This is a genomic window from Bacillus sp. WMMC1349 (assembly GCF_013155385.1).
In the GTDB taxonomy this organism is placed as follows: Bacteria; Bacillota; Bacilli; order Bacillales; family Bacillaceae; genus Bacillus.
Genome location: NZ_JABJUQ010000007.1, coordinates 3,572,221 through 3,594,719, shown reverse-complemented (window position 1 = coordinate 3,594,719; position 22,499 = coordinate 3,572,221). Strand labels below are relative to the sequence as shown.

Below are 22,499 nucleotides of genomic sequence, written 5' to 3'. Positions count from 1 at the left end.
CCTTCCTTTGTTTATGGATGGAGGTGCCGCGGTCCTGTATAGTGCACCCTTGGACGGTACAGCCGATTATTAGCGTGTTGTTCAATCACATGGGCACTTAAGCCGACAGACCGTGCTGCAAAGAAAATCGGTGTATAAAGATCGATTGGAATCCCAAGCAGATAGTAGATCGGAGCGGCGTAATAATCTAGATTTGGATATAGTCCTTTTTCTTCACGCATGATGTTTTCGCCTGTTTCGCACATTTCAAATAAAGCCTGTTTGCCTCGTTTTTCTGAAAGTGAAAAAAGAGCGTTTTTTAATAAAGCAGCACGCGGATCGATCTTTTTCTTATAAACGCGATGACCAAAGCCCATAATTTTCTCTTTTTTGTTTAATTTCTCGTAAATTAGATGACTAAAACCTGTTTTTGTCTCTCCTTCAAGTAACATATGCATCACAGCCTCATTGGCACCGCCGTGTAAGTTCCCTTTTAAAGAAGCGACAGCTCCTGTAAAAGCGCCATATATATCTGAGTTGGTTGAGGCAATGACTCGAGCGGAGAAAGTAGAATTCGGCATTTCATGTTCACTATAAAGCATTAATGTTTGATCAAAGATAGCGGTTTCATGTTTGTTCGGTTCTTTTTCTGTCAGCATATATAAAAAGTTCTCACTGTAAGACATTTGCTGTTTAGGTGAGATCGCTTTTTGCTGATGTAAAAACCGGTAACTGTTGACAACGATATTCGGAATTCGTGCAATTAATCGTAGTGCTTTTGCTGTATTGGCTGCAACGGATTGGTCATTCAGTTCAGGATCATAACCAGCCAGTGCTGAGATACCGGTTCTTAAGGCATCCATTGGGTGAGTCGTTGTTGGAATCGATGAAAGAATGTTGTAAATCTCTTGGGGGAGGTCTTGGTTATGTTTTAAAGCGCTTTCAATTTTTGTTCGTTCCAATTCACTGGGTAGTTTGTGATAGAGAAGGAGATGAACGAGATCGATATAAGTTTTTTGTTCAGTAAGCTCCATTAAATCATAGCCTTTGATAACGATTTCTTCAGCATCAGTATCTAAATAAGATATTTCCGTTTCTCCAGCGATCACACCTTCTAGTCCGGGATTAAACACACTTTGTTTGCCCATTTTTTCACCCCATATTCGTTTTTAAACGTGATGTGATACTATAAACGTTTGAGCGTTTCTTCGATGGACTTTAAACTGCGTTTTATGTGATAACGCATGGCTTCTTCTGCCAAACTGCTGTTTTTTGCTTTTACAGCATTGAAAATTTCCTCATGTTCTTTCAAGGAAACGGACGGTTGATAATCAGGATTTTTATAGCCGCTGATTCTTCGGTACCGTTCAATTCGACTATTTAATTGCTCAAGAAAACGTTTTGCGGTTGCATTTGTACTGATGGTATGCAGAAAAGAGTGAAATTCAGATCCGTATTTGACCGTATCTGTATGCCGATCTTTTACAGCAGCCATCTTCATACATTCGATTCGGTCTTCTAACTGATTAAGGTCTTCCGTCGTGACAAGTTGAGCGGCTCCAGCAGTCAGGAGTCCCTCAAGGGCTGCTCGTACAGTAAAAACCTCTTCTGCTTCAGTGAGTGAAATCGGACAAACACGGAGTCGGCCGTTTAATTGTTTCATGACCAATCCTTCAATTTCCAGCCGATAAAGAGCTTGGCGTAATGGGGTACGACTAATGTTTAAGTTTTTGGCGAGGTCTGTTTCGGAAAGCTGTGTCGAAGGCTGATATTCAAGTTCAATCACTTTTCTTCTTAATTCATGGTATGCATAATCACATGCTGATTGCCTTTTGACTGGTTGTGAAGGTTGCACGTAAAAAAAATCACCTCCTTTTCCATTAGATACATATAATTGTATACAATAATACAATTGTGTCAATAACAACCACCAAAAAACACCCAACCAATTAGTTGGGTGTTTCGTTTTATAGGTCGTATGGATACAAAGAGGAATGTTTTTTGATCCATTCTTTTAACTCGGTGAGCATTTGTTCATAGCTGACAGGCTGATAAGGAACATCATCCCGTGTCATTAGTATACTTTTATCAGAATAGAATTGGTCATCAGGAACAATTTTAATTCCTCTAGAAAAGATTTCATTTAATAAGAGAAGCAGTTCATATTTTGAGATGAAGCGATTTCCGGTTAAGTGGATCAATCCGCTTAATTTAGAATCGAGCAGTTGTTCAATAGCTTTGGCAAGTTCCAATGTTGTCAGCCCGTTCCAAAAAACACGTCTAAATCCGTTTGTCACGTTTTCTTGTTGCATGAACCAATGGAATAACCCAATACCATCTTTTAGCTCTGGTCCGATAATCGATGTTCTAATTGTTAAGTTTTTATCATCCCATACTTCACCAAGACTTTTTGTTTGTGCATAAACCGAACATCCATCTTTCTCATCTGTTTCTGCATACTTTCCTTTTGAACCTGAAAAAACACAATCTGTGCTAATATGCATCAAATAATATTGGCAGTCATTGCTCCATTCCGCAAGTAAATGGGGCAAGAGACTATTGACACAAATGGCATCTTGAAGGTTTTTGCGGGCGGCGTCATTTAAGATGCCGGTTGCATTAATGACGACATCAGGTTTTACCTTTTCAAGCAGTTTTCTTATTTCAGCTGTCTTTTTGACATCTAGAAAAAAACAGTTTGGGTGATTTGGCAAAGAATGCCGTTGTGTCCAGTAAACATCGTATTGTTTTTTGGTAGAGAAAAACTCTTTTAACATATGTCCAGCCATACCGTTTCCGCCCAAGATCAGAAGTCTCACTGAATAAAGCCCCCTTCTTTCAACATATCAGCAATCTCAAATTTCGACATTAATTGGTTGTTAGATTGATACTTTTGAAAATCTGCTTTTGCAAACTTTTTATAGTGTTTTACTAGTTTTTCTGATGGATGAGAAGGTAGTATCACATAATGTTGGGCGTCATAAAGATAAGTAAATGGCGCTTCGTGATTTGAAACAAGTACTTCATGAAGTTTTTCACCAGGGCGGATTCCGATCTCCTTGATACCAACAGGATGTGAAGCTAACTCATCAATGAGAACTTCTGCAAGATCTAATATGTTGCAGGCTTTCATTTTCATCACAAAAATTTCTCCGCCCTTTGCCTCCTCTGAGGCTTTGAGCAGCAAGTCAATTGCTTCACTTACTGTCAGGAAAAATCTTGTCATGTCTTTTGATGTTAAGGTAAGATCCTTGCCGTTTAAGATCAAATCTTTAAAAAACGGGACAACACTTCCGTTTGTTCCTAATACATTTCCGCCTCTAATACAGACAAAGTCTGTTTGCTCACTATAATCATTTGCCCGAATCATCAGTCTTTCTCCTAGTGCCTTGGTTAAACCATAGAAGTTGACAGGGTCTGCTGCTTTATCAGTAGAAACATCGATAACTTTTTTAACACGATTTTCTAGTGCTGCGCGAATGACATTTTGTGTTCCAGTGACATTTGTTTTTAATGCTTCTTCAGGCTGATCCTCACAAATTGGAACATGCTTTAATGCGGCTAAATGAAAAATATAGTCGACATCCTGACAAGCGTCTTCTAAAGACGAGTAGTCTCTCACATCACCTATAACAAATTTAAGTGATGGATGGTAGTTAAATGTTCTTTCCATCTTAATTTGTTTAAATTCATTTCTTGAAAAAATTCTTATTTCCTTTGGTTTATATAATAATAATTTTTTCGTAAGTTCCGTTCCCCAAGAACCAGTGCCTCCTGTAAGTAGAATTCGGGTATTTTTAAACATAATTCCCCTCCTAAAGCAAAACATGATAGAATCTCAAAACTAGCATATAAATGTATATGATTTTATTGGAAAATCGGTGTGATAGATTTGCTGATGGAACAACAGATTGAGGGGTTAACCTATTCAATTTCACACCTTGATGAAGCGTGAATATATATAGAGAGTGACAGAAATTTGTAAAGTGACAAAAAAGGAGTAAAACTGATGAAAATCATGACGATTATTGGTACAAGACCGGAAATTATCCGCTTAAGTTTGATCATTTCCAAGCTTGATCAGTTTGCAGATCAACATATTTTGGTCCACACGGGGCAAAATTATGATAAAAAACTAAGTGAAATCTTTTTTGAACAATTAAATGTACGTAAACCTGATCATCATATAAAATTATCTAGTCATTCAACAGGTGCGCAAATTGGTGAAATTTTTACAGAGGTCGAAAAGTTGATCTTGAAGCTCCAGCCGGACAAAGTGCTTGTGCTTGGTGATACCAATAGTGCGCTTTGTGCCTTTCTGGCTGAAAGATATGGAATACCTGTCTACCATATGGAGGCTGGTAATCGTTGTTTTGATCAAGCGGTTCCAGAAGAAATGAATCGCAGAGTGATTGATTCGATCGCATCTTTTAATTTACCTTATACAAACATTGCCAAGGAAAATTTAGAACGAGAAGGTATGCATCCACAAAGAATATGGGTGTCAGGAAATCCGATCTATGAAGTGATGAACCATTATAAAGACAAAATTTCAGAAAGCAAAGTACTTGATGTTTTAAATGTGAAGCGTCAGTCATTTATTTTGGTCACAGCTCATCGGGCTGAAAATGTCGATATAAAGGAAACGCTTGAAAGTATTGTGACAGCTCTAACACAACTTGCTCAAACCTATAAAATGCCAATCATTTGTAGTGTTCACCCACGAACAAGAGACCGATTGCAGAAGTTTGGTATTCAACATCACAATCCGTTATTAAGATTTTGTGAACCGTTTGGCTTTTTTGACTTTGTTCATTTAGAACAGCATGCTAAATGTGTGATAACAGACAGTGGAACCGTTCAGGAAGAAAGCTGTATATTGAAAATCCCTTCCGTTACGATTAGAAACAGTACTGAACGCTCTGAAACAGTAATGTGTGGCAGTAATGTAATCTCTGGACTTGAAACAAGGAACATTGTGAAGGCCGCGGAGTTGATGATGGAGACGAAAGCCGATTGGGAGCTCCCTGATGGATATGAAGACGAAAATGTATCAAATAAAGTGGTTCAGTTTATATTGGGTGGATTGAGACATGTTTAATTAAACTGGTGAAAGCCTTCTCTGATCAAATAATCGTTTTTTGAAAAAATGTTAACATAGATATGGTCAACGAAAAGGAGGCTTTCATCATGAATCAAGTGTACGAACCTCTGCCAGTTAGTTTTTACCAAAAAGAGACACTCAACCTTGCGCAATCACTGTTAGGTTGTCTTTTAGTGAAAGAAACAAACGAGGGGCTGACGTCTGGATATATTGTGGAGACAGAGGCCTATAAAGGACCAGAAGACAGGGCAGCACACAGTTATAGAAACCGTCGAACAAAGCGGACAGAAGTGATGTACAAAGAAGCCGGACGAGTCTATACTTATCAAATGCACACCCATACATTGTTTAATGTCGTTAGTGCGGGTACTGATCAGCCCGAAGCTGTCCTGATCAGGGCGCTAGAGCCGAATGATGGTGTTTCATTAATGGAGAAAAGAAGAAATGGAAAAAAGCTCCGCGACTTGACAAATGGACCGGGAAAATTGGCAAAGGCACTTGGAATCACGATGGATGATTATGGGAAGCAGTTAACAGAACCACCACTCTATCTTGCAAAAGGATATATTCCTAAAGGTATTTCATGTGGTCCGCGAATCGGGATTGAAAATTCTGAAGAAGCGCGCTTCTATCCGTGGCGGTTTTGGGTTAAGGGAAATCATTATGTTTCTAAATAGATGGCCCTCTCTTTTTTAAAAAGTCTCTATCATACAATGTGCTTAAATATAAGATGAATTTCATAATTTGAGAAAACAGCAGGATAAAGGTCCTGCTTGTTTTTATTCTCAGATGTTCAAGTTCGTCTTATAGAGGAGGGTCTTTTCGATGATGAATAATCGATTTAAGTTTATTCTCGGTGAGTTGATGGCGGTAGACACACCTTTGACGAGCCATTATTTTGCCAATCAATTGAATGTAACCTCTAGAACAATTAGATCAGATGTGAAAGAACTGAATCAATTTCTTTATAGGGATGGTGCGTTTATCCAATCAATTAGAGGAGTCGGTTACCAATTATCCATTGAAAATAATGCACGTTTTCAGCAGTTTCTGCAGCATATGTTTCAGGGGGGATTGAAACATCCAGTTTTCCCAAATGAACGTATTTTATATTTGTTTAAAAGGTTGCTGTTAACTGATGAGTATGTAAAACTTGAAAATTTGGCGGACGACTTGTACGTAAGTAAGTCAACAGTTCAACATGATATGAGAGAGATTCGGAAAAGATTAAAACCATATGGTATTCAACTAGTGATCAAACCGAATTACGGATTTAAATTAAGGGGGGAAGAAATGAAATTACGGTATTGTATGGCAGAACATATTTTTCAGAAACAGGAAATCGATTTTGAGATCATTGATACCCGGGTCCCCATTCTTCCAAAAGCAGAACTAAATATGATCCGTGAGACAATTTTAGAAAACATAATGGATCAACAAATGTTTCTTTCTGATCTGGCTTTAAGCAATCTGCTTGTTCACATTGTCATTGCCTGTAAGCGAATTCGTAACGGAAAGCATGTCTCACTTTATGAAGCAGATGTAAAAGAGATGATGAATGATCAAGAATATCGTGTAGCTTGTTCAATTGCGCAAAATCTTGAAAAAAACTTAAAAGTGAAGTTTCCAACAGAAGAAACAGCCTATATGGCTATACACCTGCTCGGTGCTAAAAGAACGAAGGTAAATCATGATGACATGAATGACTTTATAGATGACGAAACAGGCCGGCTAGCAGATTTACTAATTGAAACGATTGATCACCAATTCAAGCTTGGTATAAAAAAAGACAAACAATTAAAAAGTGGGATTAGCCTCCATTTAAAACCGGCCTTGAACCGCTATCGATATGGAATGCATATTAGAAATCCACTGCTAGACACTATTAAAACGCATGATCCCTTGGCATTTGAAGCAGGAATCCAAGCGGGTGAAGTGCTAAAAAAGGAGACAGGGTTTGATATAGAAGAAAGTGAAGCCGGTTATCTCGCATTACATATAGGTGCAGCTATTGAAAGAAGAAAAACAAATATTATGTCAAAACGCTGTATCATTGTTTGTGTATCAGGAGCGGGAAACGCGATATGGATTGAGAGCAAACTAAGGTCAACATTCGGCGCAAAACTACAGATACTTGGGACAGTTAACTATTATAGATTAAAACAAATATCATTGAATGCCCTCGATTTTATTATTAGTACCATTCCTCTTCCTGAAAAGTTGCCAATTCCAGTTATTAAAGTGAATACCATATTGGAAGAAATAGATGTCTTAAAAATAAACCATGTACTCAATGCAAAGTTGGAACTAGTGGAAAAATATACAAGAAAACAGCTTATTTTTTTGCAGAAAACCTTTCAATCAAAAAGTGAAATTCTCCAATTTTTATGTGAGAAGGCGTTTAAATTAGGCCTTGTGGAAGAAGATTTAACCGCTTCAGTTTTTGAAAGAGAAGCTATCGCACCGACTTATTTTGGAAATCTTATTGCCATTCCCCGTTCAATGACAGCAAAATCACTTCAAACATTTTGGGCTGTGTGTACACTGCAAAAGCCGATAGAGTGGGAGAACAAAAAAGTCCAATTCATTTGCCTTCTATGCGTTGAAAAAAACAATCCATCACATCTTCAAAAAATGTACAAGTTGGTAGGTCATGTTTTAAATCATCGGTCAATTGTTCATGATTTTTTAAAATGCCAAACATATGAGGAATTTATCGATGTTGTTAGAAAACTTAATATTTTTCCGCAAGTAAGTGGAAAAACGTTAAGTTAAGATGAAAACGATTTCATTATAAGATGTAATGGCAAAGTGAATTTTGTAGCAAAAGGGGGAAATGGGAAAAATGAACATTTTGTTAGCCTGTGCAGCGGGAATGTCAACTAGTTTACTTGTTACGAAAATGGAGAAAAGTGCAGAGGTACAAGGAAAGGATCATACAATTTGGGCTGTTTCTGGAGACGAAGTTAAACAACATCTAGACAAGGCAGATGTATTGCTCATTGGTCCGCAAGTCCGTTATCTGCTGCCGCGATTAAGGAAACTAGGAGAAGCAAAAGGCGTACCCGTTGATGTGATTAATCCAGTCGATTATGGAACATGTAATGGCGCAGAAGTACTAAAAGCCGCTGAACAGCTTGCCGGTGTGTAAGAGGAGGCGGAAAAGGTGAAAAAGTTTAACGGATTTTTAGAGGAGAAAGTGATGCCCATTGCCGCACGGATCGCCGGTCAGCGTCACTTGCAAGCACTTCGAGACGGTATCATTTTAACGATGCCATTGATCATTGTCGGCTCACTATTTCTGATTCTAGCAAATTTACCGATACCTGGATATCCTGAATGGATGACGAAGGTTTTTGGTGACAAATGGGTTGACAAACTAAATTACCCAGTAGGTGTCAGCTTTGATATTATGGCACTTATCGCAACATTTGGGATCGCCTACCGCCTTGCTGAAAAATACGATATAGATGCGCTTTCATCAGGTGCGATCGCAGTGTCAGCTTTCCTTCTGACCACACCTTATCAGATCCCATTTACACCTGAAGGCGCAAGTGAGGCTATTTTAGTATCTGGTGGAATCCCCATTTCACTAATGGGCAGTAAAGGTCTGTTTGTTGGGATGTTAATTGCGATGCTATCGACTGAAATTTACCGCTGGATTGTCCAAAAAGATATTGTTTTTAAAATGCCAGATGGTGTGCCGCCAGCTGTCAGTAAATCGTTTATCGCTCTTATTCCCGGATTCGCAGTGATCGGTTTGATTTGGATTGTTCGTCTTCTCATTGAATTGACACCTTTTGAAAGTTTGCACAATGTTATCAATGTCATCTTAGGTACACCACTGTCTATTTTGGGAGGCAGTATTGGCGGAAGCCTTATTGCGGAAACTGTCCAGATGCTGCTATGGTCTTGTGGTTTGCATGGTGCGAGCATTGTTGGTGGGGTCATGTCACCGATCTGGTATAGTGCAATGGATGAAAACCGCTTGGCTTTTCAAGCTGGTGAAGTATTACCGAATATTTTTACAACCCAGTTTTTTGATATTTGGGTTAATACCGGTGGAAGTGGAGCTACTTTGGCGTTAGTAATCGTCATGTTGGTCAGAGCGCGAAGTAAGCAGATGAACCAGTTGGGAAAACTTGCAATCGGTCCGGCTGTTTTTAACATCAATGAACCGATTATCTTCGGAATGCCGATTGTCATGAATCCGATGCTTTTAATTCCGTTTATGATTTCACCGCTTTTAATCATTATCTCAACATTTATTGGGATGAGCACTGGTCTCGTTGCAAAGCCGGCGGGAATTGCAGTTCCGTGGACAATGCCACCGATTATTTCAGGATATTTAGCTACGGGAGGAAAAATATCTGGAGCTGTTATGCAGCTGATCAATCTGCTCATCTCATTGGCTGTTTACTACCCATTCTTTAGAATGTGGGATAGACAAAAAAATCAAGAAGAAAATCAGTTAAAAAATGTGACGGCAGAAGCTGAAAGCCAGCAGGCTGAGATCTAGAAAAGGGGTGCTGTAATGTCTGAAGAGTTAGAACAAACAATCTTTCAAATGATCCTTCACGGTGGAAATGGAAAAAGTTTGTCCATAGAGGCGGTTGCAAGAGCGAAAATAGGTGAATTTTCTGAAGCAAATAAGAAGCTTCGCATTGCTGAAGAAGAATTGTTAAAAGCCCATCACTTTCAAACTTCTCTCATTCAAAATGAAATAAAAGGGACAAAAACAGTGCCTTCACTGCTGATGATTCATGCTCAAGATCACTTGATGAATGCGATGACAACGAAAGACTTAGCGGTCGAAATTGTTGATCTTTACCAATTGTTCAATCGTGGGGGGGTCAATTCATGAACAAAATTATAAAGATGGTGACGATTGGTGGTGGATCAAGCTATACGCCTGAACTTGTCGAAGGCTTGATAAAAAGGCATGATGAACTTCCAGTTACAGAGCTATGGTTAGTCGATATTCCTGAAGGGCAAAAAAAGCTTCATATTGTAGGTGAATTGGCAAGACGAATGGTAAAAAAGGCCGGTATTCAAATGGATATCCACTTGACACTAGATAGGAGAGCGGCTTTAAAAGATGCGGATTTTGTCACAACTCAATTTAGAGTCGGCTTATTGGAAGCAAGGATAAAGGATGAAAAGATTCCGCTAAAATACGGTGTAATCGGACAGGAAACAAATGGTCCTGGCGGTTTGTTTAAAGGCTTGCGTACGATCCCGGTCATACTCGAAATGGCAAGAGACATTGAGGAGCTATGCCCTGATGCTTGGCTGATTAATTTTACAAATCCTGCTGGCATGGTGACAGAAGCCCTGTTCCGTTACTCTCATTTACAGAAAGTTGTCGGTCTTTGCAATGTGCCGATTGGCATGAAAATGGGAGTTGCCAAAGCGCTTGATGTTGATGAAAACCGCGTTGATATCCAGTTTGCGGGTTTAAATCATATGGTGTTTGGTCTTGATGTGTTTCTTGACGGTAAAAGTGTGAAAGATCAAGTACTAGAAGCAATGGCAGATCCAGCAAATACAATGACAATGAAAAACATTTCAGGGGAGGCATGGGAACCTGATTTTATACGCAGTCTTGATCTTATTCCATGTGGGTATCATCGCTATTATTATAAAACAAGAGAAATGTTTGAAAAGGAATTACAGGCTTCAAAAACGGAGGGAACAAGAGCCGAAGTCGTGCAACAAGTCGAAAAAGAACTATTTGAGTTGTACAAAGATCCAAATCTAGCGATTAAACCGCCACAGCTTGAGAAACGGGGAGGTGCCTACTATAGTGATGCTGCCTGTAACTTAATGAGTTCTATTTATAATGACAAGCATGATATTCAACCTGTCAATACACTTAATAATGGGGCGATCGCAAGTATTCCTGCTGATGCTGTAGCAGAAATCAATTGCGTTATCACAAAACATGGACCGAAACCCATTACAGTCGGTGATTTGCCAATCAGTGTTAGAGGTCTTGTTCAACAGATAAAGTCTTTTGAACGTGTCGCGGCAGAAGCTGCTGTAACTGGAGATGTTAAGACTGCTCTAGTGGCAATGACAATTAACCCGCTCGTGCCATCTGATAAAATGGCAAAACGAATATTAGACGAAATGCTTGAAGCACACCAAGCACACCTCCCCCAATTTTTTGAATGATGATCAAGGTTCCGGTTGGACAAGCCGGAGCCTTGATTTACATATTCTTGTTTTAAAGTAGCAAGATTTCAAAACCGCATCAATTTGAACTACTTAAAGCACTTCTATCGATGATTGCGAACGTTAAGAGCATGAGGAAATATATTTGCAATTTCAAAGACATCTTTCATTGTCCTGACGATCAAAACCATCTCTAAGGCTTTAGACCTCTTTTTTCTGTTTAAGAACATCCCAATGCCTACCTCCCCATCCTTGTCACAGTAATAATTACCCCAGAAAATTAGCACTTCAACAAACCGACCAAGACTAATTTCCTATTTAACTCTACAAACCCATCTTGTAACATAAAAAAGGATAAAATCATCAATTGCAAACAGGCTATTTGTATCAATTGGAGTTAGACCTGAACCCTTGGAGGGTGAACAATGAAAAAAATGATCATCATCTGTTTTACTTTAATATTAGCTGTGACAAGCGGATGTAATATAAATGACAATCAAAATAGCAAAACCGAAGCTGTGAAACCGATCGACATGGACCCGAAAGATTTGCCTAAAGTTCCCGCTTTTCAAGACAAGACAACAAGAGAGTATATGGCGTCGACGAAGGAAGTGGAGCCTGGCTATTATTTGCTTGAGTCGAAGTTGAAGGGATTTAAGATGTTGTTTCCGGAGAGAGGAGAAATTATTCCAGATCTTACAATGAATAAAGGGGAGAAACAAGAGAATATCGAGTTTGAAAGCTATAACCCAAAAACAAATGTTCTTTCTAGCGCGGCTGTAAATTATTTGTATAATACAGACTTTGTTGAAGATCATGAAATAATGCTTGATACAATCAGAGGGAAAAATGGATATAAAGGCAGCTTTACTAAAACTGATAAACTTAAAAAGCAAGTTTATTTTGCCTATAAAAAAATTGTTTTTAATGACTTGGATAGAAAGTTTAATTTCACTCATAGTTATTTTGGTTACGTAAAATCTACAGAAGAGAAAAATTTAGGCGCAGAGTTTTCTTTTATGTTTAATTGTCAAAAAGACAATAAACCATGTTCTTTAAAAGAAGAAGATGTGAGAAAAAAAGCAAAAAAAATGATTTATTCTATAACCTTCAACATAAAGAAGGAGAGTACAGATGATCTCGAATATAGATATAAAAAACGTTTTAATAAAAGTGATCTAGCAAAAGCAAAACAGGATTTTGAGAAACCATAGCAATGATCATTATTAAAAATCAGCACTTCAACAAACCGACCAAGACTTATTTACTATTTAACTCTATTTCCCCATCATGTAACATGAATAAGGATAAAATTATCAATTGCAAACAGGCTATTCGTATCAATTGGAGTTAGACCTGAACCCTTGGAGGGTGAACAATGAAAAAAATGATCATCATCTGTTTTACTTTAATATTAGCTGTGACAAGCGGATGTAATATAAATGATAAACAAAACAGCAAAACCGAAACTGTCAAACCGATCGACATGGACCCGAAAGATTTGCCTAAAGTCCCAGCTTTTCAAGATAAGGCAACAAGAGAATATATGGCATCTACAAAAGAAGTGGAGCCTGGCTATTATTTGCTTGAGTCGAAGTTGAAGGGGTTTACGATGGCATTTCCCGGCAATGGTAAAATTGTTCAAAGACTAACCGAAAATAACGGTGAAGATTATGAAACCACTATTTTTGAAAGTTTCAATAAAAAAAGAAACATATACCTCAATGGTGATATAAGTTATTTCTATAATAGAGATTATTCTTTAGAGACCATGATTGATTCAGTCAAATCGTCAAATGGATATAAAGGTAGTTTTAATAAAACGATTAAACCTGGAAAAGAAATTTATTTTGCTTCTACGAAAACCGTTTTTAATAACCCAGATCGAAAGTATAATGATTCGTACATGTACTTTGGATATATAAATTCTACAGAAGTGAAGCACTCTGGCATAGAATATTCTTTTATCGTTAATTGTCCTGACGATAAAAAACCATGTGTTCTCAATGATAAAACAGCTAAAAAGGAAGCATATAAAATCATTGATTCTATAATTTTTAATGCCGACAAGAAGAAGCAGAAAGATGGTAAGTAAAAATATTTTCGCAAATGAAACTGTGAAGATAAGATTAATCGATCTCGAATATCGATACAAAGACTGTTTTAATACAACTAATAAACGTGATCTAGCAAAAGCAAAGCGAGATTTCGAGAGTGATGCGCGTCAAATTTATAAAGAGGAAATGAATAAGGAACTCCCAAAAAGGTTCTACACATCTGAATTTAGATTATGAATAATAAGTTTAATTGTATCTCTCTAGGTTTCCATTCCATCAAAATCCCCCTAAGACTTTAGACCTCTTTTCTCGGATAAGAACACGCCAACACGCACCCCTCTTCCCAACCATACCAATGTTCAGCCATGAAAAACGGACCTCAAAAAACGATCTCAAGACCATTTTCCCATTTAATTACATATCGCTATCTTGTTATGATGGAAATGGATAATATTCTTCAATTGCAAACAGGCCATTTGGATCAATTGCTGGCAAGCCCAAACCTTTGGAGGTTGACCTATGAAAAAAATGATCATCATCTGTTTCACATTAATATTAGTTGTGACAGGAGGATGCAGTATGAATGACAAACAAAACAGCAAGGAAGACAACAAAACCGAAGCTGTGAAACCGATCGACATGGATCCGAAAGATTTACCTAAAGTTCCAGCTTTTCAAGATGAGAAGACTAGAGAGTATATGGCGTCTACGAAGGAAGTGGAGCCTGGATACTATCTGCTTGAATCGAAGTTGAAGGGGTTTACGATGTTGTTTCCAGAGGATGGGGAGGTTTCAAGCTATTTATCTAAAGAAGGCAAAAATAAAGAGATCATTGTATTTGATAGTTATGATTCAAAAGATGGTGTCTCATTAAATGCTCAAATAGAATATTATAGTAAAGATAACTTCATTAGTGATTCAGATACAACACTAGATAGAGTAAGAAGCCAGAATAGTTATACAGGCGATTTTGAAAAAATAAAAGGCAAAGGTAAAGATATTTATTTTGCCTTTAAAAAAAGAACCTTTGAAAATAAAAAATCTTACGGATATTTTGGGTATATTAAATCAATTAAATCAAAAGAAAAAAATCAGCTAGGAATAGTATACTCACTTATATTTAGGTGTCCAGATGATCCTAATCTTAACTCTTTAAACGAGAGTGACTCTAGAAATATTTCAAAAAAACTAATTAAATCTATAACCTTTTTAATTGATAAAAAGGAGAAATGAAAATGAAAAATAAAAATGTTTTCGAAAATGAAAATGTAAAATTACGCTTAATCAATCTAGAATATAAATATAAAAAAAGGTTTGCCTCAAGCAATGTCAATGAAGTCAAGCAAGCAAAAAAAGACTTTGAATCAGATGTTCGCAGAATCTATAAAGAAGAAACAAACAATGAACTCCCAAAGAATATTGAGATTTATACATCAAAAGAAGTTCTCAAGCAAAGTAAAGATCACACAGTAAAACAATCAGCATATGATGGAACAGCTATTCATATTAAGGACAAAAAACATCATGTTGATCAACTTCATATTATTTCCGAGGGCAGTGCAGATGAGGGAGACTGGTTGTATAACTTCTTTGGATTGTATCTTGGGATCGATGATAATCAATACCAAGCAATGAGAGAGTTCACCAGAGCTTCAAAGAAAAAAGCCGGAAATGCTGAAGTAATAAAAACTTATGCAATGGGACATTCTCTTGCAAACAATAACCAACTTATGGTGAAGTTAATAGATGGTGAGTTTGACGAAGTATATGGAATCAATGGTGCACAAGTGAGTATAGATCATTTGCTACTAGCTGATAGAAACTTATATGATGCAATAAGTAAAAAATTTAATATTAAAAAAGCAGATGAAATACTCAAAATCCCACCCGAAAAACTAAAAAAAGCCATTATCAAATACTACAAAGACAAAGGTGTCACCGCAAACATCACCCAGCGCATCTCCAAAGATGATCCTCTTTACGGTGTCAGCGGCAAAGCTGACTTCATCACATTCGGTCATGTCAACATGACAGACACAAACCCAGATATCAAAGGATTTCGCACTGTTATTGACCATATTCCTGATGAAGATATTCGAACTCTGAAAAGATATTTTCAACAGTATTCAGCTGATTATCAAAAAGGCGGACTGAATGGTTTTGTTAAAGCGGCAATAGGTGCCGATACAGATACCTTTAAAGGTCTTCAACAAGGAGGGCTCTCCTATTTTATTTCACACATGGATGAAGTTGGTCATCTCGAAACGACACTCATGAAAAGATTGCCTAAACTAAAGAAGTTTTTCAAAAAAATTAACGATTACAGCGGTCCTGTTCTCGATCAGCTTGAAGCGACCGGTTATATTGATTCAACAAAAAAACAGACATTAAAAACAGACCTCGAACAAATCAACCAGCACATTGAGAAAATGGAAGGGTTACTTGAAGATATTGCGAATTCTCAAGAATTTACAAAATACAATCCAGATGGGAATACGTTAGGTTATGTATTAGCAAAGTACCTTGAGATATATCGTACTTATCTAGACCTGCAAAAATCCCTAGATAAACTCAATGAAGACACAAAAGACCTGATTAAACTCATTGGGAAAGACCATTTCCCAACACCGATGTTAAACGCTTTAGCCCGAAAAGGTTTCAGTTACCAGGGCGAAGATATGTACTATTCCAAAAAAGGCAACGATGGCAAAGAGATTAAGGTGAATCTTTCATCTGCATTAAGAATTTATCGGGAAGGACTGAAGGCTGTTTCCGAAGTGGAAGATGAGATTGACCGTTATTGCCGTATCATTCAGCATGAATTTGACCATGATTTCGACCAGAAAAAACGCGATTTAAAAATGGAGATTCATCGCATGGAAGCCAACCCAACACTGGCAAAGCTTGATGTCCAAGTGTTGATTCATTCCGGGTTTAGTCACGCATTTGATCAAATTGAAAAAGTCGAAGTCCATGATTCATATGAAACAGCGCCGCTTCCTCAGTTTGACGGTATTGTGAGGGAATTAAGAAATATCGCTAGTGAAAAGAAGCAGTTTGTCGAAGATGTTCGCTCAAGCATTGAAAAACTGCTTGATCATGACAAGATGATTTCCGCCATGTTTAATTACCAACCGCAGGAGGCTGGATAAAACGGAAGCGGTTTCACTAAAAGATAAGTTCAACAGATAACAAAGTGAAAAAATGAAGAGCTCCTAAAAAATCAATTGAAAGAAGACCTTCAAAAGCCTGCGGGCAATTACCATAATATCATTTAAACGTTTAGAGACGGTTGTAAATTGCATCTAAAAAAGCTGCCAGAAAGCCAGTGAAAACTGACTTTCTGGACAGCCTCAAAACCTGATTGAATCAACTTCAACAGTCCAGTCAAATGAATCTTGTATAGCACCTTTTTGAATACCTGTTATCGTTTCATAGAGTCGTTTGGCGATTTTTCCAGTTTGTCCATTATTGATCACAAGCTGATGCTCTTTCCACATGAGTTCACCAATTGGAGAAATAACGGCTGCTGTGCCTGTTCCAAAGGCTTCTTCAAGTTGACCGGCTTTGTATGCCTCAAACAATTCCTCAATGGAAATTTTCTTTTCTATCACAGAGAATCCCCACTGCCTCAAAAGATAAATAACAGAATTTCTCGTAATTCCTTCTAAAATACTGCCGTTTAAAGCAGGAGTCACAATCTCATCGTTGATTTTGAAAAAGATGTTCATGCTTCCTACTTCTTCAATGTACTTTCTCTCAACACCGTCTAACCATAATACTTGTGAGAAACCAAGATTTTCGGCGACTTCCTGAGCCTTCAGGCTAGCAGCATAATTGCCAGCCGTTTTTGCGGTTCCGGTTCCCCCTGCCACAGCGCGGACAAATTCGCTTTCAACGGCAATTTTGACAGGGTGGATTCCTTCTTTATAATAAGAGCCGACAGGTGATAAAATGATCAGCAATTTATACATTTTTGAAGGAGCAACCCCAAGGAATGGTTCTGTTGAAATAATAAATGGACGAATATATAATGAGGTTCCTTCCGTTGTTGGTATCCATTCTTTATCTATTTGAATCAGTGTTTTTAGGCCTTCCAAAACCGTATCAGGATCAACTTGTGGAATGCAAAGACGGTTATTTGATTGATTTAAGCGTTCAATATTTTTTTTCGGTCTAAATAAAAGAACTTTTCCCTCTTTAGATAAATAGGCTTTTAAGCCTTCAAATACAGATTGTCCATAATGATAGACCATGGCTGCCGGGTCCATTTCAATCGGTTGATAAGGAACAATTTTTGGATCATGCCAGCCCCTTTCAACTGAGTAGTCCATTATAAACATATGATCCGTAAAAATTCGGCCGAAATCGAGCTGGTCTGTCTGGGGTTTTTGTTTTTTTGTTGTACTGAGCTGTACGCTGATGGTTTGTTTTGTCATGATTAATCTCCCTACTCTTCCCAAAATATTTACCTTCTATTGTAATAGATTTCAGATAAATTTGTAAAATATAATTTTTAAGAAAACTTAGGTTATAAAAAGAGATTCCCGTAGCGGGAATCTTTGTTATGATTTTTTCTTCCAAAAAGCTTCAATTTCTTTGTCTACATAAACCCAGCCTTTCCAGCCGAGGTGAAGTGTATCTTTCAGAAAGTAAGGATCATACTCATGCTTGGTTAAGTCGGCAACTTGGAAGCCTTCTGCTTCAATTTGTTTTTTAATCTTTACATAATAACCTGTTCGGCCTTTTTTAGGAAAACCGGTGTAATCATACCATTTACCATGAACAGGAACGGAGATGAACAGAGGTTCTGCTCCAGATTTTTTGAGAACATCAAGCATCATTTGAAAATCATCAAATTCCAATGATTGCGCATAGTTCATGTGTTTGTTATGACCTTTTAATTTTGCCATCTTCGGTTTCAATTTTTTATAGATGCCATTTGTAATTTTAAAGTCGTTATTTTTAGACTCTTTTTTACCTTGTGCTTCAGCCATACGTTTCAATTCGTTCCATGACTTGTTTTTGACACTATTAGAAATGGTGCGTTTTGGCCCTTCGCCTTCGGTCATCGAGTAATAGAGATCTTTCTTTTTCAGCACATTCATATAAGCTTTACCGAACGGCTTAAGCAAAGATAGTTTAAGCTGATCGTTATTGAGCTCAGCGCGGTAAAGTCCTGCAAGAAGCGCATCATTTGTAACGGCATGATAACGAAGCATGCGTTTGATCATTTTTTTCTTTACCCTTGGATCAATTCTTTCGTTGAATAACAGATCATAGCCATGTAATGCCGAAAAGTTTGGCGCAAAATGAGCTTCATCAGAGCCTTTTTTCTGAAACCATTGAGGGGAAATGATAAATACCATTTTCTTTCCCTTTAATTGATCCATGTGAGCTGCAAAGTTTAACGTGTGAATTAAAGATTGTGAACCGCCTTTTCCGACAAGATAAGGGGTAAAACCTTGATCATTCACTTTAAAATAGTTAGACGGATGAAATTTATCCAGACGTGACAGTTCAGATGACCCGTAAATCGGTAGATATTCAGGGTCTTCAAGCATTTTACTTTGAAGGTATTCTCCCTGGAACATCATTGGATTTAATTCTGTAGCGGATGTCTTAACACGATCTTTCGGAACAAGTGAAGACAACCAAGAACTTGGGACCGTAATCATGCCTAAAAAAAGTAAGAATGCCAAGATGATTGGCCCGAATAAAAAACGTTTTTTCATTATCTCAACTCATTCAGCTGCTTTATAATTTGATTTGGGGTATTCCATGCATCACGATCAAACTCTGTAATCGGAACAGTGATGTTAAAATGGTTTTCAAAAGCAAGCAGCAGCTCGACTGTACCAAATGAATCAAGAATTCCCTCTTCAAAAATATCGATATCCGGATTTTCCTTTACGATATCATCTTGACAAACCTCTGCTATTACGGAAAGTACTTCTTGATTAAAATCCATGATTACATTCTCCTTTTAGTTAAATATTTTTCCTGAGAAAATTAAAAATCCAAAGCATACGAAGTGGAAAGTCACCACAATTGAGACAACTGTTGTCCACTTATTGTTCGGCCACCATTTGTTTTTCTTATTCCATTTTTCAAAGAAATTGAAACCTGTCATGAGTAGCGCGTGATATAGTCCATAGACAATATACTGAAGGGCTAGACCATGCCAAACACCCATAAGAAGAAACAGTAGCACATAACCAATATTCGAAACAGCCATCCGGTTTTTGATCCATTTTTTCTTTGTCATCCAAAAAACAAAGCGCATGAACACATAATCTCTAAACCAGAATGAAAGAGACATATGCCAGCGGTTCCAGAAATCTTTAATATTCCGGCTAATAAACGGTTTATTAAAGTTTTCCGGTGACTTAATACCCATTATATAGCTAATACCGACTGCAAAAGCCGTATAACCGGCAAAATCAAAGAACAAGTAAAGACTGTACGCATACATATATAGCAATGATTGCGAGATATGACCGGACGTAATAAACGGCAGTTTTAAAATGATATACGTATTAATACAGTACCCAATAATGAATTTATATAAAAAGCCGAGAAAAATTTTGTTGATCCCAGTATACAGTAGATCTTGATATTCTTCTTTCGTCCACACCTTTTGCTCGTCTTTTTCAAAACGGCGGTATCTATCAATCGGTCCGGATGAAATCGTTGGAAAAAAGACAACAAAGTAAATGAGTCTGCTAATCGGAATCTGTTTTTTGATTAAACCGTCGCGGGTTTCAAGAATAAGCTGAACTCCTTTGAAGGTTAAGTAAGAGATTCCAAGAAAGGTTGCCCAGTTGCTATTCGCAAAGAACGGCAGCAGCTTAGATATCACCAAAGGGAGAATCGAAGCTACTACTGTCAAACAAAAAACAATGCCGCTGTTAGCTTTTAAACGATAAGATATATAACCTTTAATTAGCAAAACTTGCCAGATTGTAAACAAGCAAAGAGCAATTACTCCATGAAGGTCGTTTGCAAAAATGAGAGCCAATACAATAACAGACATCGCCATATTATAATAGCGAATATTTTTACCTTTTAATCCGAAGATAATCGTCGGTGCAAGTAAAATTCCTAAAATGATGAAGAAGAGAAATGAACCGTACGGCGTCATATGCTTACCTCTTCTTTTAATCGTTTTCTATCGATCTTGCCATTGGCAGTCATCGGAATTTCTTTTTGATAGACAAACTTTCTTGGGATCATATATGCAGGTAGTGTGCTGCCTGCATCTTTCTTAATGGCACTTGTTAACTGATATTCTTTTTCGAAATCGTGTTTGGCAGGCACGATAACAGCAATCAGGTATTCAATTTTGTCTTCACGATAAAATGGGACAATCACAGCTGACTGTACATATTGTGACTGATTGATATGGTATTCGATCTCTTCCAGTTCAATTCGGTAGCCATGCAGTTTAATTTGAAAATCAAGTCTTCCTAAAAAGAACAGCTGGCCATTTTCTTTGTATCCTGCATCACCTGTACGATAAGCTGGTGCACCGTTATAGGTGAAAAATGCTTTTTCCGTCAATTCAGCTTCTCCTAAGTAGCCTTTGCTGACACTTGCCCCGGTAATGATAATTTCTCCTTTTTCACCTTCTTTGACTGCTTCACCATCTTCATTGATGATCACAATCTCTGTTTCCGGCTTTTCTGAACCGACAGGAAGGGATGAATAACGCTCTAATATTTCGTCTGTTACTTCGATGGAAGTGACAGCAACGGTTGCTTCGGTCGGACCGTATGTGTTAAACACACGCGCTTTTGGAAATCTTTCCTTCAACTGTTTGGCGACTGAAGCTGGCAGTGTTTCACCGCAGAACATAAAGACTCTTAAATCAGGCAGTAATTCCTCTGAAAAAGACGGATCCATTAAGCACATTTGTGCAAATGAAGGTGTTGATGTCCAAACATTGATGTTCGACTTCTTCAATGCTTCAAATAAAATTTTCGGCCGGTTAATCATATCTTTCGTGACCGTCCATAAAGTACCTCCGGACTGTAGGCATGGATAAAGATCCATAACTGACAAATCAAAGGAAAATGGCGCTTGATTTAAAAACACATGTCCATTTTCAACCGGAAAGTCATTTGTAATCCAGTCTGTAAAACTTTGCAGATTGCGGGCAGAAATTTGTACACCTTTTGGATTGCCTGTACTTCCAGATGTATAGATAATGTAGAATGTCTGATCATCTTTCACCCAATTGTCAGGGTTTGTTTCATGATGAACAGTACCATCCAAATGAATTGGATCGATCACAGAAATGAGAGCATCTCCCGTGTCAACTGTGTTTCCTGAATTGTTGAGCAAAAGTTCCGCTTTTGAACTTTTGATGATTTTCAATACGCGGTCTGCCGGAATGGAAGTATCAACAGGAATATACGGATGTCCTGCTTTTACACAAGCCAGAAAAGAAACCGCCATTTCCGGTTGCATATGACCGTAAACAATAATTGGTGAAGCATCACCGATCGTCTCTTTTTGTAGTCGGTTTGCGAGAATCTCTGATTTAGTCCAGAGCTCTCGATATGTCAGCTTCGCCTCTTCATTCACAAAAGCAAGTGTATCGGGTTGTGTTTGTGCATGGTTTTGAATTAATTCTATTAATTTCATTGTTTTTATTCTCCATTAAAAGTCATTATAAATATATGAACCTGTATTTGCTGTATGGAAACCGTAAATCAAAAACAACAGGAGCAAAATAACAAAATAATAGGAAGTGTTTAGCAGCCACTTCATTGTCGTTTTTTCGTAAAACATTTTTAACCTATTGATCATTGACCCTTTTCCTTTCTTAAATGAATTACCTTAACAAAATTATAAGACGAAATGGACGTACAAAAGTTTCATATCGTCTTCATTTTTGGGAATTTTTTTTTGTCTAAAATGGATGATTTTTGTCCCTATCAGCCTATTATATACATTTTTACAATAATATCAATTGATTTTTTTGAGTGAGTTAAGGAAATAAATTCTAATGACAGCAAAAAAAACAAGACCATAGAAAGGCACTCTTTTCTATGGTCTTGCCGGTTTATTTTCATGGAAAGGAAGTTTCAACTAATAACGCATATATGATGCTCCAACAATGATAAGCAAAATGAATAATACGACAATTAGCGTAAAGTTGTTATAGTAAGACATAA

At 37.5% G+C, this 22,499-nt stretch carries 22 protein-coding genes; 11 read left to right on the top strand and 11 right to left on the bottom strand.

Translation table 11 applies throughout. The annotated features are described in order from the left end of the window. Window positions 1-11: 11 nt before the first annotated feature. The 4 genes from mmgD to HOO54_RS20730 form a co-directional block, all read right to left on the bottom strand. Window positions 12-1,127: a citrate synthase gene (mmgD, locus tag HOO54_RS20745; protein ID WP_172298678.1), complete on the bottom strand. Its 1,116-nt coding sequence runs from the start codon at window positions 1,125-1,127 to the stop codon at window positions 12-14. Window positions 1,128-1,165: 38 nt separating this feature from the next. Continuing rightward, window positions 1,166-1,834, bottom strand: a complete 669-nt coding sequence (locus tag HOO54_RS20740) for a GntR family transcriptional regulator (RefSeq protein ID WP_172298676.1) — start codon at window positions 1,832-1,834, stop codon at window positions 1,166-1,168. A gap of 112 nt (window positions 1,835-1,946) precedes the next feature. After that, window positions 1,947-2,798, bottom strand: a complete 852-nt coding sequence (locus HOO54_RS20735) for a dTDP-4-dehydrorhamnose reductase family protein (protein ID WP_172298674.1) — start codon at window positions 2,796-2,798, stop codon at window positions 1,947-1,949. After that, window positions 2,795-3,784: a polysaccharide biosynthesis protein gene (locus tag HOO54_RS20730; RefSeq protein WP_172298672.1), complete on the bottom strand. Its 990-nt coding sequence runs from the start codon at window positions 3,782-3,784 to the stop codon at window positions 2,795-2,797. The genes HOO54_RS20735 and HOO54_RS20730 overlap by 4 nt, the downstream gene beginning before the upstream one ends. 204 nt (window positions 3,785-3,988) lie before the next feature. Here HOO54_RS20730 and wecB point away from each other — a divergent pair, with 204 nt between their 5' ends. From wecB to HOO54_RS20675, 11 genes are all read left to right on the top strand, one after another. Further along, on the top strand, window positions 3,989-5,080 hold the full coding sequence (gene wecB, locus HOO54_RS20725; protein ID WP_172298670.1) for a non-hydrolyzing UDP-N-acetylglucosamine 2-epimerase: 1,092 nt from the start codon (window positions 3,989-3,991) through the stop codon (window positions 5,078-5,080). A gap of 89 nt (window positions 5,081-5,169) precedes the next feature. Next, window positions 5,170-5,760, top strand: coding sequence for a DNA-3-methyladenine glycosylase (locus tag HOO54_RS20720; RefSeq protein WP_172298668.1), 591 nt, complete (start codon window positions 5,170-5,172; stop codon window positions 5,758-5,760). A 148-nt stretch (window positions 5,761-5,908) separates the two neighbouring features. Further along, a complete protein-coding gene (locus tag HOO54_RS20715; RefSeq protein ID WP_172298666.1) occupies window positions 5,909-7,858 on the top strand; it encodes a BglG family transcription antiterminator in 1,950 nt (649 codons plus the stop codon). A 70-nt stretch (window positions 7,859-7,928) separates the two neighbouring features. Then, window positions 7,929-8,234: a PTS sugar transporter subunit IIB gene (locus tag HOO54_RS20710; RefSeq protein ID WP_172298664.1), complete on the top strand. Its 306-nt coding sequence runs from the start codon at window positions 7,929-7,931 to the stop codon at window positions 8,232-8,234. A 51-nt stretch (window positions 8,235-8,285) separates the two neighbouring features. Next, entirely contained in the window at window positions 8,286-9,602 is a 1,317-nt protein-coding gene (celB, locus tag HOO54_RS20705) for a PTS cellobiose transporter subunit IIC (RefSeq protein WP_172299746.1), read from the top strand. A gap of 15 nt (window positions 9,603-9,617) precedes the next feature. Then, the gene (locus HOO54_RS20700) at window positions 9,618-9,947 is read left to right on the top strand and encodes a PTS sugar transporter subunit IIA (RefSeq protein WP_172298662.1); all 330 of its coding nucleotides are present in this window, start codon (window positions 9,618-9,620) and stop codon (window positions 9,945-9,947) included. Further along, window positions 9,944-11,260, top strand: coding sequence for a 6-phospho-beta-glucosidase (locus tag HOO54_RS20695; RefSeq protein ID WP_172298660.1), 1,317 nt, complete (start codon window positions 9,944-9,946; stop codon window positions 11,258-11,260). The genes HOO54_RS20700 and HOO54_RS20695 overlap by 4 nt, the downstream gene beginning before the upstream one ends. A gap of 425 nt (window positions 11,261-11,685) precedes the next feature. Beyond that, window positions 11,686-12,474 (top strand): lipoprotein YvcA, encoded by a 789-nt coding sequence (locus tag HOO54_RS20690; protein WP_253907723.1) that lies wholly within the window; start codon window positions 11,686-11,688, stop codon window positions 12,472-12,474. 164 nt (window positions 12,475-12,638) lie between these two features. Continuing rightward, window positions 12,639-13,355 (top strand): lipoprotein YvcA, encoded by a 717-nt coding sequence (locus HOO54_RS20685; protein WP_172298658.1) that lies wholly within the window; start codon window positions 12,639-12,641, stop codon window positions 13,353-13,355. 481 nt (window positions 13,356-13,836) lie between these two features. Then, a complete protein-coding gene (locus tag HOO54_RS20680; protein WP_172298656.1) occupies window positions 13,837-14,550 on the top strand; it encodes a lipoprotein YvcA in 714 nt (237 codons plus the stop codon). 2 nt (window positions 14,551-14,552) lie between these two features. After that, window positions 14,553-16,469 carry a DUF6792 domain-containing protein gene (locus HOO54_RS20675; protein ID WP_172298654.1) on the top strand — a complete coding sequence of 639 codons (1,917 nt, stop codon included), beginning with the start codon at window positions 14,553-14,555 and terminating at the stop codon, window positions 16,467-16,469. A 201-nt stretch (window positions 16,470-16,670) separates the two neighbouring features. Here HOO54_RS20675 and HOO54_RS20670 read toward each other — a convergent pair whose 3' ends face one another. From HOO54_RS20670 to HOO54_RS20640, 7 genes are all read right to left on the bottom strand, one after another. After that, a complete protein-coding gene (locus tag HOO54_RS20670) occupies window positions 16,671-17,756 on the bottom strand; it encodes a branched-chain amino acid aminotransferase (protein ID WP_172298652.1) in 1,086 nt (361 codons plus the stop codon). A gap of 126 nt (window positions 17,757-17,882) precedes the next feature. Further along, window positions 17,883-19,052, bottom strand: coding sequence for a D-alanyl-lipoteichoic acid biosynthesis protein DltD (dltD, locus tag HOO54_RS20665; RefSeq protein ID WP_172298650.1), 1,170 nt, complete (start codon window positions 19,050-19,052; stop codon window positions 17,883-17,885). Beyond that, window positions 19,052-19,288 (bottom strand): D-alanine--poly(phosphoribitol) ligase subunit 2, encoded by a 237-nt coding sequence (gene dltC / locus HOO54_RS20660; RefSeq protein ID WP_172298648.1) that lies wholly within the window; start codon window positions 19,286-19,288, stop codon window positions 19,052-19,054. The genes dltD and dltC overlap by 1 nt, the downstream gene beginning before the upstream one ends. 15 nt (window positions 19,289-19,303) lie before the next feature. Beyond that, on the bottom strand, window positions 19,304-20,461 hold the full coding sequence (gene dltB, locus HOO54_RS20655; protein WP_172298646.1) for a D-alanyl-lipoteichoic acid biosynthesis protein DltB: 1,158 nt from the start codon (window positions 20,459-20,461) through the stop codon (window positions 19,304-19,306). Further along, on the bottom strand, window positions 20,458-21,966 hold the full coding sequence (gene dltA / locus HOO54_RS20650) for a D-alanine--poly(phosphoribitol) ligase subunit DltA (RefSeq protein WP_172298644.1): 1,509 nt from the start codon (window positions 21,964-21,966) through the stop codon (window positions 20,458-20,460). The genes dltB and dltA overlap by 4 nt, the downstream gene beginning before the upstream one ends. Window positions 21,967-21,981: 15 nt before the next feature. Beyond that, window positions 21,982-22,131: a teichoic acid D-Ala incorporation-associated protein DltX gene (locus tag HOO54_RS20645; protein WP_172298642.1), complete on the bottom strand. Its 150-nt coding sequence runs from the start codon at window positions 22,129-22,131 to the stop codon at window positions 21,982-21,984. A 282-nt stretch (window positions 22,132-22,413) separates the two neighbouring features. After that, complete coding sequence (locus tag HOO54_RS20640) at window positions 22,414-22,497, bottom strand: YjcZ family sporulation protein (protein WP_172299745.1); 84 nt, start codon at window positions 22,495-22,497, stop codon at window positions 22,414-22,416. Window positions 22,498-22,499: the final 2 nt, after the last annotated feature.

Excerpts from the sequence above, each read along its gene's own strand:
- mmgD (WP_172298678.1), bottom strand. The coding sequence starts at position 1,127 with ATGGGCAAACAAAGTGTGTTTAATCCCGGACTAGAAGGTGTGATCGCT.
- HOO54_RS20730 (WP_172298672.1), bottom strand. The coding sequence starts at position 3,784 with ATGTTTAAAAATACCCGAATTCTACTTACAGGAGGCACTGGTTCTTGG.
- wecB (WP_172298670.1), top strand. The coding sequence starts at position 3,989 with ATGAAAATCATGACGATTATTGGTACAAGACCGGAAATTATCCGCTTA.
- HOO54_RS20720 (WP_172298668.1), top strand. The coding sequence starts at position 5,170 with ATGAATCAAGTGTACGAACCTCTGCCAGTTAGTTTTTACCAAAAAGAG.
- HOO54_RS20715 (WP_172298666.1), top strand. The coding sequence starts at position 5,909 with ATGATGAATAATCGATTTAAGTTTATTCTCGGTGAGTTGATGGCGGTA.
- HOO54_RS20710 (WP_172298664.1), top strand. The coding sequence starts at position 7,929 with ATGAACATTTTGTTAGCCTGTGCAGCGGGAATGTCAACTAGTTTACTT.
- celB (WP_172299746.1), top strand. The coding sequence starts at position 8,286 with ATGCCCATTGCCGCACGGATCGCCGGTCAGCGTCACTTGCAAGCACTT.
- HOO54_RS20700 (WP_172298662.1), top strand. The coding sequence starts at position 9,618 with ATGTCTGAAGAGTTAGAACAAACAATCTTTCAAATGATCCTTCACGGT.
- HOO54_RS20695 (WP_172298660.1), top strand. The coding sequence starts at position 9,944 with ATGAACAAAATTATAAAGATGGTGACGATTGGTGGTGGATCAAGCTAT.
- HOO54_RS20690 (WP_253907723.1), top strand. The coding sequence starts at position 11,686 with ATGAAAAAAATGATCATCATCTGTTTTACTTTAATATTAGCTGTGACA.
- HOO54_RS20685 (WP_172298658.1), top strand. The coding sequence starts at position 12,639 with ATGAAAAAAATGATCATCATCTGTTTTACTTTAATATTAGCTGTGACA.
- HOO54_RS20680 (WP_172298656.1), top strand. The coding sequence starts at position 13,837 with ATGAAAAAAATGATCATCATCTGTTTCACATTAATATTAGTTGTGACA.
- HOO54_RS20675 (WP_172298654.1), top strand. The coding sequence starts at position 14,553 with ATGAAAAATAAAAATGTTTTCGAAAATGAAAATGTAAAATTACGCTTA.
- HOO54_RS20670 (WP_172298652.1), bottom strand. The coding sequence starts at position 17,756 with ATGACAAAACAAACCATCAGCGTACAGCTCAGTACAACAAAAAAACAA.
- dltD (WP_172298650.1), bottom strand. The coding sequence starts at position 19,052 with ATGAAAAAACGTTTTTTATTCGGGCCAATCATCTTGGCATTCTTACTT.
- dltC (WP_172298648.1), bottom strand. The coding sequence starts at position 19,288 with ATGGATTTTAATCAAGAAGTACTTTCCGTAATAGCAGAGGTTTGTCAA.
- dltB (WP_172298646.1), bottom strand. The coding sequence starts at position 20,461 with ATGACGCCGTACGGTTCATTTCTCTTCTTCATCATTTTAGGAATTTTA.
- dltA (WP_172298644.1), bottom strand. The coding sequence starts at position 21,966 with ATGAAATTAATAGAATTAATTCAAAACCATGCACAAACACAACCCGAT.
- HOO54_RS20645 (WP_172298642.1), bottom strand. The coding sequence starts at position 22,131 with ATGATCAATAGGTTAAAAATGTTTTACGAAAAAACGACAATGAAGTGG.
- HOO54_RS20640 (WP_172299745.1), bottom strand. The coding sequence starts at position 22,497 with ATGTCTTACTATAACAACTTTACGCTAATTGTCGTATTATTCATTTTG.